The following is a 17451-nucleotide window of genomic DNA, read 5'->3' as shown; positions in this document are numbered from 1 at the left end:
TGAAAGCTTCGCTGACCAGCCTCCCGGCTTTTTATCTTTCATCAGAACCGAAGTTTCGTTAATCAGGGAAGCGTCAGAAGAACATTGCTCAGGCAGAGAGTGCCGCTCATCTCCTTCCCATTTACACTTTTACCGGATATCCCGATTTAAAGAATAAGGCTTCTGAGCCTCGGTAAAAGTCCGTTTTTTATTCGGGCGACTGCTCATTTCAAAGTATAGCTCTCCTCCCTTCATTAATTCTGCATGGGTAATATAAGCTTTGTCATAAGGTATTCCATTTAAACGCACGGATTTTATATACCGGTTTGTACTGCTTACTTTAGGAGCCTTAATGACTAATTCTTTTCCTCCCTCTAAATGAATTTTCATTTCCCGAAAATAAGGAGCGCCAAACACATATTGATCGGATCCCGGACAAACCGGATAAAAACCCATGGCACTGAAAATATACCAGGCAGACATTTGTCCGCAATCGTCGTTTCCACACAATCCGTCAATATTGTTGCGGTACATACGGTCCATAATTTCCCGTATCCGATATTGCGTTTTCCAGGGTTGGGAAGTCCACATATACAAATAAGCAATATGGTGACTGGGTTCATTCCCATGTACATAATTCCCCATCAATCCTTCTTCAGTAATATCTTCCGTATTGGCATAATATTTTTCAGGTAAATGCATGGTAAACAAGGAGTCCAAACGCTCTACAAATCGTTTATCCCCTCCCATAGCTTCCATCAATCCTTCTACATCCTGAGGCACATAGAAAGAATAATTCCAGGAATTTCCTTCGATAAATCCTTGTCCGTGTGTATCCAAGACGTCAAAATTCTCTTTCCATTTCCCGGCAGCATTCTTCGGACGTATAAATCCCGAAGAAGGGTCTGTCAGATGTTTATAGGCCGCTGCCCTTTTTTTGTAAGTAGCTGCAACTTCTCTTTTTCCCATCTTCTCGGCCATATTGTAAATTGCCCAATCGTCATACCCGTATTCCAGAGTAATAGAAGCAGCACTTCCGCTTTTTTCCAGGGGCACATAACCCAATTTCATATACTCCTTGGTACCATCCAAATAAGGAATTGTAGAACTGTTCACGACAGCTTTCAGGGCTAGCTCTTCTTTCATCGGAATGCCTTTCACATAAGCATCCGCCACCACCGATACTCCATGGTAGCCAATCATACACCAGTTTTCATTGCCCATATGCGACCAAATCGGTAAGGATCCATGTACACTCTGACTGTAATGAGCCAACATGGAGGCGATAATATCCCGGCTCCGTTCCGGATGCAAAAGATTATACAAAGGATGTAAAGCCCGGTAAGTATCCCAAACCGAAAAGACGGTATAATTGGTAAAGTCTTTCGCTTGATGTATCTCATGATCCAAACCCCGGTAAGCACCATCGCGATCCATATATACCGAAGGGTTGATCAGCGTATGATACATAGAAGAATATAAATTACAAACCTGATCGTAATCTCCTTCCACTTCGATCTGCCCCAATTCTTTTTCCCATTTTTCCTCAGCCGCAGCCCTCAATTGTTCAAAACTTTTCCCCCCTGCCTCCGCTTGAAGATTAGCTAAAGCCCCAGATGCACTTACCGGAGAAAGGGCTACCTTTACTTCCAAAGCCTCTCCTTCCTTCAAATCGAAATCAAAATAAGCAACCACCCGTCTCCCCCCGATCTCAGGGAAATTGTGATAGAGATCGAACTTACGCCAGAAACCGTTGTATAAAGTCTTACCCCTCTCCTTATAACCATAACTCTTTATAGGCTTTGAAAAGGTAATCGCAAAATAAGTATAATTTACGCGCGACCATCCGTTTGTAATCCGATAACCGGTCAGTAAGGTATCATTCTCCACCCGCAAATTGGCCCACAGTACTTTCCCGTCATAATTGTATATACCGTGAATCAAATCCAACAGGATATGGGCCTCTCCTCCCGGAAACGTATATTTATGTACCCCAACCCTCTGTGTGGCGGTCATTTCTGCTCTCACTCCATAATCATCCAACAGAACAGAATAATACCCGGGATGTGCCTTTTCAGTATCGTGCGAAAAACGGGAACGGTATCCCGCATCCGGATTTTCGGCTGTCCCCGGGTTAAATTTCACTTTCCCCACCACAGGCATTACCAGAATATCCCCCAGGTCTGAATGCCCCGTCCCGTTTAGATGGGTATGACTAAAACCAACAATACTCTTATCGTGATACTGATAGCCGGCACAATATTCATAAGCCCGCGGCTGATAAGCCCCGTCTACATTATGGGGAACGGTATCTGTATCCGGACTCAACTGTATTAATCCATTCGGAACACAAGCTCCCGGAAAAGTATGCCCCATTCCATTCGTACCGATCAGAGGATTCACATAATCGATTTTCCTTTGAGCCGATATACTGCCCACACCCATAAAAAGCAGCGTAAACAATAAAACTTTTGATATTTTTTTCATACCATTTATTTATAGCGTTATTTATTTTCTTCTGAAGTCAGAAAAGCCTGATATTCCTGCCACATTCCGTCAATACTCTGCTGCTCCCCAAATACGTATTTTATAGCACCGTCAAAACTCCAGGTTTCCAAATCCCGCACCGATTGATGGAACTTCCGAATAGCATCCGGATCTTTTGTCGTCAGCCATTGGATAAAAAAACCGGTCGTCTTATACCCATCCATCCAGTTTCCACCGGGTTTACGCAAGGTTTTTACATCGAATAAACCAGCTTCTGCCCTCACGGCATCCGCCAAGCCTTCAATACAAGCCCAAAAAGTTTTATTCGTCCCATAACTACCGATATTTTTAGGTTCCTGTTGATAAGCATGTGTCAATTCATGGTATAAAACACCCCGAGTTTCAGCATCCAATTTAAAAAGCGATTCTTCGGCTGATTTTTCAATATGCTGTGTACTATACACAATATGCACCACAGGCGGTTCCCCTCCTTTATAGGAGACCCCATTGAAATTTTTCAGGGAATAATCGATCTGACGTACCTCCGGCATGGGATCACTAGCTTTAAAATATAGTATTTCAGCCACTTTCCGAGTATGGTATTTGATATATTCTTCCGGTATCTGTACCAACTGTCGGTAATATGCACTTCCCCGGGAGGTATCATCCTCATCGGTAAATACCACTTCCGGATAAGCAAAATGCTCCCAGTTTACCGTCAAATTCCGGGTATATAACTCCACCTCCGGAAGCACCACCGTATCCCCACGGGATACCTCTACCTCCAGCATATAATAATTATAACTCTCCGGATGCTTCACAGCATATAATTTTTCCTGATAACGGGAACAAAAAGCCTGTTCCCGCTGTTCATCTATCACCGCCCAGCTTTTTCCATCCACAGATCCCTTTAATTGCCAGGCAACAGGATCCCGTGACGGAATCTCTCCCGACGACCATATTTTATAAGACTTTACGGCCCCCTCTTGGGACCAATTTAATAAAAACCGATTTCGTTCTCCAACGACACGACACACAGTCGTCAAATCTCCATCCTGTAAAGTTCCGCACTCTTGTGCTTCTTTTCCGCTACAAGAAAAGAACAAAGACAAAACAAAACTTATCCACACCAAAACTTTCATATGTTCAATTTTTTTATCCCTTAAAAATGAAACATACAAAAATAAATAAACTTCTGAATTTTCTTATTTTTTACAAATAAATAGTAATTTTAATTGTATTCGAATCCTCTTCCCCCTTTCAAACCCGATCTTTTTCTACCCGACACCAAATCCTTATTCTTTCCGCAATGAATTAACCGGATGAGAAACGGCTGTTTTCCAAATCAATAAACTAACAGTAAAAAAAGCGATTGCCGCCCTCCAGAGGGACGGACCTTTTTTGCGAAAAACAGAAATCCCGTTGATTACAACTCCCTTCTCCATTTCCTAGGAGCAAAATAACGTAAAAATTACACATTAGGGCACGTCCCTAATGTGTAAAACGACGAGGAATTTTGTTTAAACCGGTAATGACACCTTTTCACGTTCGCGGAAGTATTCTCCTTCGGCTGTGTATAAGATATTTATCCGGTTAAAAAGATTAAACAATAACCCGGAAACATGTTTTATTCCGTTTTTAAAGAATCCACCGGATTTCTCGTGGCCGCTTTCCAGGTTAACACACTCACCGTCAACAAAGCAATAACGATCATAATGACAAAAGCCAACACAAATATCCACCAACTTAAACTGGTTTTATAAGCAAAATTACCCAGCCAAAGATGAATCATATAATAGACGACGGGACAAGCAATGAGAAAAGCGATAAATAGACGACGGATAAAATCCCGGTTGAGCAATTCCATAATCTGATACTCCGTAGCTCCCATGACTTTCCGTACCCCAATACTCTTTGTCTTCTGTTCGATAAAGAAAGCGACAAAAGCCAATAATCCCAGACAAGCAATAACAATAGCCATAGCTGTAAAAGCCAGCAAACGTTTAGCAAATAAATCTTCTGATCCATATAAACCGGCATAATCATCATCCATAAAACTATACTGATAAAAAGTCTGAGGATAGATCTGACGATAACATTTCTCAATGTAATCCAATGTGGCCTTGCGGTCCTCCGGAGCAATCCGGATATAAGCATCCGCCATTTGCTGGTAATCGTTTATATAACCAAAATACATCGGTTCGATCGGCTGATGCATCGATTTAAAATTAAAATCTTTTACCACCCCGATCTGACGCTCGGAAAGGTAAGAATGATCCGGCGACTCCGCTGCAATCCTTTTCGCCATACGTTGGTTGATAATAAATTTACCCCGGTTTTTAGTCCCTTCCTGAAATTCTTCCCCTTCTATCAACTTTAATCCCATTAAATCCATAAAGTTCTCGTCTATCCAGGTAACAGCTCCTCCGATCTCCTCCCCACTACCCGGTACCCTCAAATGTCCTCCTCTTTCTCCTATATTATAAATCGGCTCTTTAGCAGCGGCTACTTTTACGATAGAAGGGTTCTGTAATAATAAATTCCGGAATTCCGGAAATTTTTCCAATAAAACAGCTTCCCCATGACCTTTTACAACAACTACATCAGTCCGGTCATATCCTGGATCTAAATGTTTTATATATTCGACTTGCTTATTAATCAGCAAAGTAGCAATTATCAATCCAATGGAAACAGCAAACTGTAGTACCATTAACCCTCCTTTTACTCTTTGTAACGCAATGCTTTCATTCCGTTGCGAATTCATAGAATCCAGCCGGTTCATCTGGGTCAGGTAAACGGACGGAAAGATACCCGATAATAAACCACTGAGCAAAGGGATCAAAATAAATAATATTATACCCGCCCATTTATCAATATTCAATACATCTCCGCATCCCAGCCAATCTGATAAATAAGGGAAAGAAATTTCAGCCAATATCCAAGCTATGACCATTGCCAGAAAACAAGTCACAACAGAATCCAAAATAATAGAAGAAATCAATCTTCTGCGGCCCGCTCCCAATGTTCTCTTTACCCCGATAATCCGGGCTTTATCAGCCAGACGGGCAGTAGCCATATTCACATAATTAATAATACTTACCCCCAACACCAATACAGCTATTAAAATCAGAATATTAATATTGGCACGGTTGCCATGTTGCGCAAAGTCAACTTCCGGTGTAAAGTAAAGTTCGTTAAATTCTGAAAATTTTGCCTGAGGCAATTCATCCTGTATATTAGCATCTTCCCATCCAAAGCTTTTTAACTTCTGAGCATACAATTGTCTGTATTTTTCCGTCAATTGGGCCCGATCCACCCCAGGAGTCAATTTGAAATAAGTTTCCCAGTTGGAAGACCACCAAGAATCACTATAACCAGCCTGCCACACTTTATCCACATAATTCAGATTAGTAATCATTTTAGGACGCCTAAGCCCCGGATTATTTATATCTTTGTACACAGCCACCACAGTGGAATGTATAGCCCCACCCAACACCAATTGCTTCCCCAGTGGATCGCTCTCTCCGAATAATTGCCGGGCCATGCTTTCACTTAAAATAACCTGTTCTGTCGTCACTAAGGCATCTTTCAAATTTCCCGCGAGAAGACGAAGAGAAAAAAATTCAGGATAAGTACTATCAGCCAGAACAATATTCTCCTCTACATACTGTTCCCCTATCTCTCCCTGCTGAGGAACGAAAATAGCCATCGACATCTCCAATACCCGGCAATATTGTTTCACTTCCGGTAAATTCCCGGCCAACCAAGAAGCATAAGCCCCGGGAGTGATCCCCCAACTTGCATTTTTCATCCGCACAATATCAGCTCTGTCTACCACATCCTTGTCGTGATTCAATTCCGCCCGTACATAGGTAAATAAAATAATAAGAGCCGTAAAAGCCAATGACATACCGACGCAATTTACAACAAATGAAAACGGTTTATTCCGTTTTTCCCGAATGAATTCTTTCAACTGCAACAACATTTTATTTCTATTTTATAATAAGTACATTTATCTCCTTTTCTCATTTTGGACAAAACTCATACCATACTATATAAATCATTATATATCAAATATCTAAAAATAAAGCAATAACCTAAAATGTCAAATTTATTGACATCATTGTCTATTTTTTAGACAACTTTTTTAGAAAAGAAATCTTACTTTACACGAAGAAAATTAAAAACAGAAATTCCCTAAAAATTTATTTCTCCCTTCCCGCTCATTTATTCAGCGTGGATCAGTTTATAAATATTAGTATCCTCTCCTACAATCCATACCAGATCCCCCTCCTCAAACCGGGTATTGGCCGTGGGATCATGCAGGGAACTGTCTCCTCTTTCCATACCCACAATCAAGCACTTATACCGTTCCCGTATACCGGATTCCTTGATTGTCTTCCCCAGAAAAGCGGAATTTGAATCGACTATAAATTGACGTAAATTGACTTCACTCTGACTTAAATCACAGTCTTCTCCTGGTACAAGTTGCTGTTCCAATTGACTACCGAATTTTAACAATTGCTCGTCACTTCCTATCACCTGTATGCGGTCCTGCGGAAAGATACGCTCCCTTCCTCCTGGTATATTTATACAATAATTTCCCCGGAATATAGCCACGACTTGTATGCCGAATTGCGTTTTAAGCCCAAGTTCTGACAAAGAACTCCCCGCCCATCTCGAATCAGCCGGTACTGTAAAATCAGCCATATGTAAATCCCGGGACAATAGATTTCCGGCAAAATGCGGTATCGTTTTCCCTTTGGGACGGGCACTGATGTCCCGGATATTTAAATTCCGGAGGAAACGACGCTCAATGAGTATGGATTGTTTTTTCAAATAACGGGAATAGATCATTCCGGCGACAGCCATTCCAGCTATTCCGATCAATAAACCAATCGAAATTTTAAAAAGCGCTGAAATAACAAACATCACAAACAACATGGCCAACACAAACCGAAAAACAATTAAAGATACCAAATATCCCCGATTAAAACGGTTATCCTGCCAGAGGATCTGAAATTCCACCGAATGATTTTTCTTTGCCACAATGGCCCTCAAAAAAGGAGCCATACAAACAATGATAAGGACAGCCGCTAAAATATTTCCCCAGATTCCCGGTATGTGAGTCCGGATAAAAGGTAATAATAAACTGAATGCCAGAATCAATTCTGCAATTAGAATGACAGAATAAACCACCACAATCCGGCCCAAAGCAACCAATAACCTCTTCCAATTACTTTCATGGTTGACTACCTGAGCACCCGAAGTATAACGATCCAATAGTCTTTTCCATTTGACAGGCAGATGCTTTTCGACAAAAGGATAAGCAGGTTCTGCCAATCGCATCATATAAGGCGTCAGAAAGGTAGTAATGACAGAAACAGCCACCACTATCGGATAGAGAAAGTGATCCGTCACCTGTAAACTCAATCCCAAAGAAGCTATAATAAAGGCAAATTCTCCGATCTGGGAAAGACAAAACCCGCATTGCATGGCCACCCTAAGAGGCTGCCCCGCTAAAACGATACCGAAAGTACCCAATAAGGACTGTCCGATTAATACAGTAAATGTTATTAAAATAATCGGCCCTATATATTCCCAGATCATCCCCGGATCCACCATCATTCCTACAGATACAAAGAATATAGCAGCGAATAAATCTTTTACAGGTTTTACCAAATGCCCTATCTTCTCCGCCTCCATCGTTTCTGCTAAAATGGACCCCATGACAAAAGCTCCCAATGCCGAAGAAAATCCGACCTGAGTAGCAGCTACGACCATCAGCAGACAAAGTCCCAGAGAAACGATTAGCAGAGTCTCCTCGTTCATCAAAAGACGCGTCCGCTTAAAAAAAGTTGGGATAATAAAAATACCGATAATAAACCATAACATCAGGAAAAAGCACAACTTCGCGATACTGAAAGCCATTTCCGCTCCTTCAAAATTATTCTTGACAGCCATAGTCGATAGCAAGACCATCAGCACCACTGCCACCAAATCTTCGATTACCAATATGCCTAAAACCAGACCAGCAAATCGCTGAGTACGCAATCCCATGTCTTCCAGTGCCTTATAAATAATAGAAGTAGAAGACATAGCCAACATACCTCCTAAAAAGATGCAATCCATCCGCTTCCACCCCATTGCAGACCCAACCAACATTCCCAATATAACCATACCTACAATAATAGTTATGGCTGCAATAACAGCCGGTCCTCCCACCTTCATCAATTTCTTAAAACTGAATTCCAACCCCAAGGCAAATAATAGAAAGACCACCCCTATGTCTGCCCATGTTTGTATATTGGCTGTATCCATTACAGTAGGCGTAAAGACGACATGAGGTCCGGCAATAAATCCCGCTACAATATAACCCAATACTAAAGGCTGTTTTAATTTTTTGAATATAAGAGTAATAATACCAGCAGAAACTAATATCAGGGCAAGATCAATGACTAATGTAGGTAGATGAGACATATAGAATCATTTAGTATACCATACCTCCTAACTTTTGAATTACAAATTTAGACATTTCAGAAAAATCTTATACCTCTTTTTAATTTTTTCTTTTTATTAAAAATAAATGCAGAACTTTCAAGTTATTCCTGCGTTTAGAATAATGAGAAAAATCAGTTATATGATTGTAACGACGGGCAATATATTACTCATTGGCTCTACTCTTTTATTCGTCAGCCTGATTATCGGACGAACAGGTTACAAGTTGGGCATACCTGTCTTATTATTATTTTTAATTGTAGGGATGATTTTCGGTAGTGACGGTGTCGGCATACAGTTTCACAATGCCGGCGAAGCCCAGTTTATCGGAACGTTATCCCTTTGTATTATCCTGTTCGCCGGAGGTATGGATACCAAAATAAACGATATCCGGCCCATTATTCCTCAAGGAGTGATACTTGCAACAGTAGGAGTTCTGCTGACAACCTTTATCACCGGGTACTTTATTTACTGGCTGATCGGATCTCTATACCCCTCCATGGCTGCTCCTCTGGTAGGCTGTCTCTTGCTAGCAGCCGTCATGTCCTCTACCGATTCAGCTTCTGTCTTTAACATTCTCCGTTCCAAAAGCTTGAATTTAAAACAAAATATGCGCCCTCTTCTGGAGTTAGAAAGTGGAAGTAACGATCCCATGGCTTATATGCTTACCATATTATTACTCCAAATCATCCAGTCCGGAGACATGAGTTGGGGACAGATATTACTCTCTTTCTTTATGCAATTTAGTATCGGTATTATAATGGGATATGTATTAGGACGCATAGCTGTCTATATCATTAATCACGTATGCCTGATGAACAACTCCCTTTATCAGGTGATATTACTCACTTTTCTCTTTTTTACTTTTTCAATAACCGATTTATTAAACGGCAACGGTTACCTGGCCGTATATTTAGCCGGTTTAGTCATCGGAAATCACCGTATTGTTTATAAAAAAAATATAGCCAACTTCTTTGATGGCTTAGCCTGGCTTTTCCAGATCATTATGTTTCTTTCTCTGGGGTTGCTGGTTAATCCCAAAGACCTCTGGGGGGTAGCTCATATCGGATTATTGATTGGTATATTCCTGATTTTTATTGCCCGGCCGCTAGCCGTTTTCCTCTGCTTGCTTCCTTTCCGTAAGATGACTTTACCCGGCCGTATTTTTGTATCTTGGATCGGCTTAAGAGGAGCCGTTCCGATTATTTTTGCCACTTATCCTCTTTTAGCAGATATCGAAGGTGCCAGTCAGATTTTCAACATTGTATTTTTTATTACCATACTTTCGCTACTTATTCAAGGCACTACGGTCTCCGGAGCTGCCCGCCTGCTCGGCTTAGCACATCCGGCTCAAGAAAAACCGAATGAATTTGATATGGAACTTTCAGAAGATATCAAATCCATTGTTGCGGAAGCCTCGGTAATGCCCGACCTGCTTACCGAAGGAGACCGGCTTCAGGATCTGCATTTCCCCCAAAACACCCTCGTCATCATGATTAAACGGTATGAAAACTATTTCGTACCTAACGGCCATACCCGCCTCCTTCCGGGCGACAAACTCCTTCTGCTCTCCGACAATGAAGAAGAACTCCGGCATACCTTAGCCCAACTCGGCATAGAAGAATATACCCTCCGCAGAAACTAATTCTCCTATTTCCGTTCTTCCCCTTTCAAATTTCTGATCCTCTGTCTCTTTAAACTTTTAGTCAACATTTTCCTTCTACCTCTTGCTCATTTCAAATTTAACTTTTATATTTGCACTGCTTTTTCGGGGCGTAGCTCAGTCCGGTAGAGTACACGTCTGGGGGCGTGTGGTCGCTGGTTCGAATCCAGTCACCCCGACATTGGAAAAACCTTAATAATCACGAGATTATTGGGTTTTTTTCTTTTAGTGGCTAATAGTGAATTTGGCAGGTTGATGTACTGGTTGACTTTCAAAAGTCAACCGAGAAGTCAACCAAAAACAAAGATGAATGCCACAATTTCAATTATCTGCTATAAGTATAAAACTTTGGCAAATGGAGAACACCCTCTGATGTTAAGAATTTCAAAAGATGGTAAGAGAACCATGAAAAGCCTTGGAATATCTATAAGGGCTAAAGATTGGGATTTTAAGAAAAATCAACCAAAAACAACCTGTCCTAATAAAGAGATTATTCAACAAATTATTCTTAATGTTCAAAGTGAGTATCATCGAAAGGTGCTCAAAAAGAGTCTGGATAAAGAGGAGTTTACAGCAGTTTCGCTTGTAAATGAGCAGGCACCTCAAATAAAGGCCCAAACAGTAGAGGAGTTTTATAAGAATCTCATTGCAGACCTCAAAGCTAAAGGTAAAATAGGAAACAGCTATGCCTATCTAAATTCATATAATAACCTCAAAAGATTTAATCAAGGCAAAAAACTGACCTACACATTCAGCCATATAGACTTAAAATTCTTACGAGCTTTTGAAGAGTGGATGCAAAAAAAGAGAAATAAAGAGACCACAATGAGTTTTCAATTTAGAACCCTTCGTGCTGTCATAAAGAGGGCTATAGAAAGCAATGTTGTTGATCCAGATAAAAATCCTTTCCAAACATTCAAGGTTAATAAGTTCAACACCAAAACCCCAAAAAGAGCATTAAGTAAAGATGATGTAATGAAAATTATAAACTCTGATTCTAAAACAGGGTCAAGAAGAGATTTTGCAAAGGATATATTTACCTTTTCTTACTTGTGTGGTGGTATTTCATTTGTGGATATAGCCAATCTTACATTGGAAAACATTCAAGAAGATAGGTTGATATATCATAGGCAAAAGACTAAGGGAGCAATAAATCTCAAATTATCACAACAAGCCATATTACTTATTGCTAAGTATGAATCGAATAGGTTTTATTCGGGTTATCTATTTCCTATATTACACAACAAAAGACACATAACACCTATACAAAAAAATAATAGAATTCATAAAATATGTGCACAAGTAAATGGTGAATTAAAATTAATCGCAAGGGAATTGGAGATTACAACTGATGTAACAACCTATGTTGCAAGACATTCATTTGCGACTGTATTAAAGAAATCAGGTGTTAATATTGGAATTATTTCGGAGGCTTTGGGGCATCAAAATATTAAAACCACTGCTATATATCTGAATAAATTTGACAATGAACAAATTGATGAAGCAATGAGTAATTTGCTCTAATTTTTATAATTTTGCTATTGATATGAGGTTAAAATTTCCTATCATAATGGTAATATAAATAGAGATTATGGGTTTGAAGAATTACAAGGTGGTTAAATATAATAGTGATAATCTTAATTTTTTGTTTTTTACCTATGCAAATATTAAACATAAAGAGATCATTCCACTGCCGGATAATTTTGATCTAATTCGACATAAGGAGAATTATCCTCCTTATGAATATGGATTCCCTAAAGGTGTTAATTTCCATGACTATAAGGTTTATTGCTTTTTATTTCTAATATCCTCTATTCCTGCGAGGAATACGGATTTAATAAATAATAATGGCTATACCCCGATTGTAATAGGCAAAGTTGAAAACAACATAAAGGATATATCATTGTATGTAAATTATTTAGAGAGAACAGGGATAATTGATATTGATAAGCAGTATATTGTTGGAGAAAAGGCTCGTGGATACAGATGGTCTAACTACTATTCTTCTCGACCATTTGTATCAAAACAAGTAATCACCAGATTTGCAGATGATGTTTATCAATCTCAAATAAATACAAATAAAGATCAATATCCATATATATACCATTGGTACGATGAAAAACTTCTTAACATTAATCCTATTGCAGAGTTGTATGCTTATGTTGTGAAACAGCAGAAGATGAATGATAAGAGTAAAAAATTATGGGACTGGAATAGTAATTTGGATAGGTTGAAATCTCCTATAGCTCAATATCAAGCAATTATAAGGAATATAGGTAAGACTAAATTAGGGGAATATGAAGCTCATTTTGATAATAATGTACATAGGTTGCACTCCACTTTAACTAATCTACAAAAAGAGTATAGAAATTTTCTTCACTACAACAACTCAAAACTTACAAGTGTAGATATTAAAAATAGCCAACCGTATCTTACCTGTCTGATTTTAAATCCTGATTTTTGGAGTCCAAACTCCACTATTCCTCTGAACATTGGTCATTTGCCAGATAATGTGCAAGGATTATTTTTAGGTTCGGAAAAACTTATGAAGGCTTTAACAACTTTTTTTAAAAAAGTGTGCTCAGATGACTTTGTTCAATACAAAGAGTTAGTGTCAAATGGAGGTATTTATGAGCATATTAAAGACTTAGCAAATAACTATAGAAGAACGGAGGAAACTTTTATTGATAGAAAAGAAGCCAAGACAATGATGTTTAGTTTGCTATTTAGCAAAAATAGGGGTAGAACTAAGAATGCAAGAATTGGTAAGATGAAAAGATTGTTTAATTCGAGACTTTTCCCTCCTATAGGTAGATTATTCAGGCTATTAAAAGCAGACTATTCCGATATGCCAAGCAAGAAACCTCATGCAAGACTACCTATTCTACTTCAAGCAATAGAGAGTGAAGTCATACTACATAGGTGTTGTCGGAAAATATGGAATGAGAAAGAGGGACAAATACCTATCTTTACAATACATGATTCAATTGCATCTACATCAGAATACATACCCTATATTAAAGATGTAATGAAACAAGAGCTATGTAGCTGCATTGGAGTTTCTCCAAATTTTAGCATTGAAGAGTGGAATGAGGAAAATTTAGACAAAGATATAATTGCCCAAATAAAGACAAATTCTGTAGATAATAGGTAATCAATAATCTATAATATATTACTAAATTTACTGTTTTGAGCTGCCCTTAAGAATAAAATTTTCTGATTTTTGAGGCTTTTTATATGGCTATAAGCTCAAATCACACCCTCCCAACCTCCCCCATCACTCAGCCAGTGGGGATAGTCCCCCTGTACAACATAAAAAATACAATCATGGAAAGAAATCTGAAGTTCTTAAAAACAATGAGTGTTACTGATTTTAAAGCTAAACAAGGTGTAGAGAAAATTGAAGTGAAAAGAAATAAACACACAGGTAAATGCTTTTTTGTTTATGGATTTGAAACTGGTGCTTGTTCTAAAAAAGTAGAAACTGGAGAATTAACAACTCCTGTAATTTCAGAAGTATGTTCTGCTGAAACTGGGAATTTATTCTTTTTATTGCATCAGCAAGGAGAAGGAGAAGCTACTACATTGGCAATTCTGTAATAACTGATGAAAATACTCCAGAAGGACAGTTAGGTAATAAACCTAACTACTTCTTTTTTTTTATAAATAGAATAACCTTAATATAACATTGAATTATGAAACAAGTGAGTGAAATTGCTATTAGCTATAAACCCAAAGTAAGAGCATCAGAAAGATATACCATTCATTGCTCCAAAGATGCTTATGAACTATTAATAAAGGAGGCTTTCAATGCTGATACACTGGAATACAAGGAATATTTAAAACTAATATTACTTAATAATGCAAATAAGGTCTTAGGTATTACAACTATTTCAGAAGGAGGGATGGATAGTACAATTGTTGATGTCAGGTTGATACTACAAACTGCTTTATTAACTCATAGTTCAAGTATTATCCTAGCTCATAACCATCCAACAGGCAACATACTACCAAGCAATTATGATGATGTAATGACTAAAAAAATACAAGAAGCTGCACAACAAATAGATATCAAATTATATGACCATTTAATTATTACGCGAGATAATTATTATAGTTATTCTGATGAAAGGAAAATAAGACAATAAAGAACTCACATACATAATTATCATTGAATATTCATATTCCTTCAGGAGTCTCATTTATTTCTTATCCATTATGATAGGAAATTTTGTAGTGTCGAAAAAACTTGTGATATACCTTATAGAAATGAAAAAAATTCGACACTGTTCACTTAGGTACATATATACTATTATGTAATTTAAATGAGCACATGTATTCACTTGATTTATTATTATAGGAGAAGTGAATACACTTGTCACGAGGAGATATGGAAATGACATCCTTTTTAGCTTATCCCAATACCCCTCTTCCGGAGTGCTTAAGAATGTCAGTATCTAATTTGTATAACTAAAATCCTGCAAAATGATTTTAATTGTGAAAATTGTTATCCAACTAATTATCTGTATGATTATGACGTGTATAATAGCCAAAATGAATGAGGAGTAACTCCCTTGTATTGTGTTTTATTATTGTTGTAAGCCCCAGTTCTTTGATTAAGAATTAGGGCTTTAAAATTGAAAAATAATGAGAATCAGAGATATGTAATATAATTTTATGGTACATTTACCATTGATGATCATATAATGAGAAAGTGATTTACCTACTTTCTATACTATATGACAAGCAGATAAGGAAATAAGCTCATGCCTATGATGCTGATATTGACTTGAATTTATTTTTATTTAAAAGTTGCTTTCAAAAGATTATTTATTTATGCAAAATTTTAACTTTGCAGAATGATCAGTTAAATGATTGCTAATGAAATAAAAGTTTAATCAAGACATATTAGAAAAAGAAGTGTTTGCTTCTTACTTGTGAAGTCCTAAAATCACCACTTTGAAGACTAACAATCACAGCAGTAAGTAAGTGAATGCTCGCATCATAAGGTGTGGGCTTTCCTTGTTTGTGATTGTAGGTGTTGTGGTGATACCTTGGACTCAGCAGGAAAGTACCACACTTTCTTTTTGTGGTATGGCTACAAAAAAGAATAATATTATGGAAAATTTTATGGATTCAGTAATTGACTGTCTCGCAGACAGCAATAATGAAGAAGAAGCTAAGGAAAAATTTGCAGGAATGTTAGCTGCTAAAAGAAACCCCGAGTTTGCTTTAAAAATGATAATGGAGAAAATTCAGACTTCGTTTGAAGAAGATTTGAATAAAATTATCAAGGATAATTATAATAACAGTATTATGCTTGACCTTCTATGTAAATCATCCATTGCATCAAATATCGAAGCATTTAAATCATCATCAACAATGCATATTATGAGCGGATTATCTAAATCTCAATACGATTTATTCGTAGATAAAATTGCTAAAGAAATAATGAATAAATATTTTGAATAATTATGTGGTGGATTATTGGCATAGCTATAATTGGTTTTATTATTTACTCAGTAAATAAAGACCATAAAGAACATGTGCAAACACATGTAAGTAGTTTTGGAGGAATGCAAGGGAAATATAGTATTCTAATTGATTATTTAAAATCAGGAGGTCTACAGGTGCAAAAAGTATCAAAAGACAGTGTAATTCTTTCCTCTAATAGTATGAACTGGGCATTGGATTATGTCGGAAATAATCTTGAAGTCAGGATGAAAGGTTACATGCCTTTACTCGGAAATATTAATAAGAAATGGATATTCCAAAATGGTTATCCTCAAGAAAAGATGGTTGAAGAAATTGAGAACTACCTTACTTGGCAAATGAATCAATTTCAAAAAGCTATGGAAAACAATCCTTATGAACATCTAAATAATAAATAAAATGGGAGCAATAGATTTAAATAGAATTGCTGTATGCATGGGGAAGGTAATAAAATTATTATCAGAATTACAGCCAATGATCTCAAATGGGAATGATGTATATGAACACAAGGAAGACTTTTGTTGTATTGCATATATGTGTAGAGTTGGAATCCTTGACAGGATAGAAAACAATAGCTATATGAGAAATCCTATTCTTAATATTAGAATCCCAACAGGTATCTTCAGTTCAAGAAAAGAAACTATTAATAGTGGATTAAATTTAACTGTTGGCAAATTAAAAGAGCTTGTATCTAAAGATATTGTCACAGAAAACTATGTGGAGGATATATTAAATCGACGAGGAATATTTTATCAATATGAAGACATTTTACCTGACAATTTTAAACGAAGTTTATGAGCAATAAACAGAATAAATAAATTTAAAATTCTTAAAAACAAACATAAGTCTTCGGCATATGCGATCAAACTTTATCTATATGATGAAAGAATTATCATTGAATATCTATTAATTAATCTTTAAACTTAAAATTATGAAAAAAATAATTTATCCAATTTTAATACTTATTGTTATTTTAATAGTAAGTTGTGACAAAGATGATTCAGAGAATTTTATTTCTCCATTGCCACCAATGAGTGATCCTAATGATGTATGTACTGCTATGGATGATATAGCTTTTATGAAATATTGCTATGAAAACTTTGATGTAAACAAAGATGGGAAAGTATCTCCATCAGAAGCCAATGCAGTAAATTTAATGCAAATATACAATAAAGGTTTTCGATCATTACAAGGTATCCAATACTTTAATAATCTAAAAAGCTTAGATTGTAGCGGTAATCAATTGACTTCATTAGATATTTCAAGAAATATTAATCTAGAAAACTTAGATTGTCGTAATAATAAATTAAATTCTTTAATAGCAAAAAATG

The 17451-nt window shown here is 37.2% G+C and carries 12 protein-coding genes, 1 tRNA gene and 1 pseudogene; 10 read left to right on the top strand and 4 right to left on the bottom strand.

The window, feature by feature from the left end; genetic code table 11:
* Window positions 1–129: 129 nt before the first annotated feature.
* The 4 genes from HMPREF9449_RS01190 to HMPREF9449_RS01175 form a co-directional block, all read right to left on the bottom strand.
* Complete coding sequence (locus HMPREF9449_RS01190; protein ID WP_009135396.1) at window positions 130–2466, bottom strand: GH92 family glycosyl hydrolase; 2337 nt, start codon at window positions 2464–2466, stop codon at window positions 130–132.
* A gap of 17 nt (window positions 2467–2483) precedes the next feature.
* The gene (locus HMPREF9449_RS01185; protein WP_009135395.1) at window positions 2484–3608 is read right to left on the bottom strand and encodes a basic secretory protein-like protein; all 1125 of its coding nucleotides are present in this window, start codon (window positions 3606–3608) and stop codon (window positions 2484–2486) included.
* A 485-nt stretch (window positions 3609–4093) separates the two neighbouring features.
* Window positions 4094–6451 (bottom strand): ABC transporter permease, encoded by a 2358-nt coding sequence (locus HMPREF9449_RS01180; protein ID WP_009135394.1) that lies wholly within the window; start codon window positions 6449–6451, stop codon window positions 4094–4096.
* Window positions 6452–6693: 242 nt separating this feature from the next.
* Window positions 6694–8946: a cation:proton antiporter gene (locus tag HMPREF9449_RS01175; RefSeq protein WP_009135393.1), complete on the bottom strand. Its 2253-nt coding sequence runs from the start codon at window positions 8944–8946 to the stop codon at window positions 6694–6696.
* A 160-nt stretch (window positions 8947–9106) separates the two neighbouring features.
* Here HMPREF9449_RS01175 and HMPREF9449_RS01170 point away from each other — a divergent pair, with 160 nt between their 5' ends.
* The 10 genes and pseudogenes from HMPREF9449_RS01170 to HMPREF9449_RS15705 all read left to right on the top strand — a co-directional run.
* A complete protein-coding gene (locus HMPREF9449_RS01170) occupies window positions 9107–10609 on the top strand; it encodes a potassium/proton antiporter (RefSeq protein ID WP_040611494.1) in 1503 nt (500 codons plus the stop codon).
* A gap of 124 nt (window positions 10610–10733) precedes the next feature.
* Window positions 10734–10806: transfer RNA gene (locus HMPREF9449_RS01165), tRNA-OTHER, on the top strand.
* 127 nt (window positions 10807–10933) lie between these two features.
* The gene (locus tag HMPREF9449_RS01160) at window positions 10934–12151 is read left to right on the top strand and encodes a site-specific integrase (protein WP_040611493.1); all 1218 of its coding nucleotides are present in this window, start codon (window positions 10934–10936) and stop codon (window positions 12149–12151) included.
* Between the two features lie 67 nt (window positions 12152–12218).
* Window positions 12219–13781, top strand: a complete 1563-nt coding sequence (locus HMPREF9449_RS01155; protein ID WP_009135390.1) for a hypothetical protein — start codon at window positions 12219–12221, stop codon at window positions 13779–13781.
* A 173-nt stretch (window positions 13782–13954) separates the two neighbouring features.
* Window positions 13955–14227, top strand: coding sequence for a hypothetical protein (locus HMPREF9449_RS01150; protein ID WP_009135389.1), 273 nt, complete (start codon window positions 13955–13957; stop codon window positions 14225–14227).
* 95 nt (window positions 14228–14322) lie between these two features.
* On the top strand, window positions 14323–14775 hold the full coding sequence (locus HMPREF9449_RS01145; RefSeq protein WP_009135388.1) for a JAB domain-containing protein: 453 nt from the start codon (window positions 14323–14325) through the stop codon (window positions 14773–14775).
* Window positions 14776–15616: 841 nt separating this feature from the next.
* Window positions 15617–16099 carry a hypothetical protein gene (locus HMPREF9449_RS16660; protein ID WP_009135387.1) on the top strand — a complete coding sequence of 161 codons (483 nt, stop codon included), beginning with the start codon at window positions 15617–15619 and terminating at the stop codon, window positions 16097–16099.
* A 2-nt stretch (window positions 16100–16101) separates the two neighbouring features.
* Window positions 16102–16518, top strand: a complete 417-nt coding sequence (locus HMPREF9449_RS01135) for a hypothetical protein (protein WP_009135386.1) — start codon at window positions 16102–16104, stop codon at window positions 16516–16518.
* Between the two features lies 1 nt (window position 16519).
* Window positions 16520–16918 carry a hypothetical protein gene (locus HMPREF9449_RS01130; protein ID WP_009135385.1) on the top strand — a complete coding sequence of 133 codons (399 nt, stop codon included), beginning with the start codon at window positions 16520–16522 and terminating at the stop codon, window positions 16916–16918.
* Between the two features lie 133 nt (window positions 16919–17051).
* Window positions 17052–17451, top strand: a pseudogene (locus tag HMPREF9449_RS15705) (leucine-rich repeat domain-containing protein); the annotation flags it as partial.

The organism is Odoribacter laneus YIT 12061 (genome assembly GCF_000243215.1).
Lineage (GTDB): Bacteria > Bacteroidota > Bacteroidia > Bacteroidales > Marinifilaceae > Culturomica > Culturomica lanea.
The sequence above is the reverse complement of the archived record's forward strand: the minus strand, read 5'-3'. Positions and strand labels throughout refer to the sequence as shown.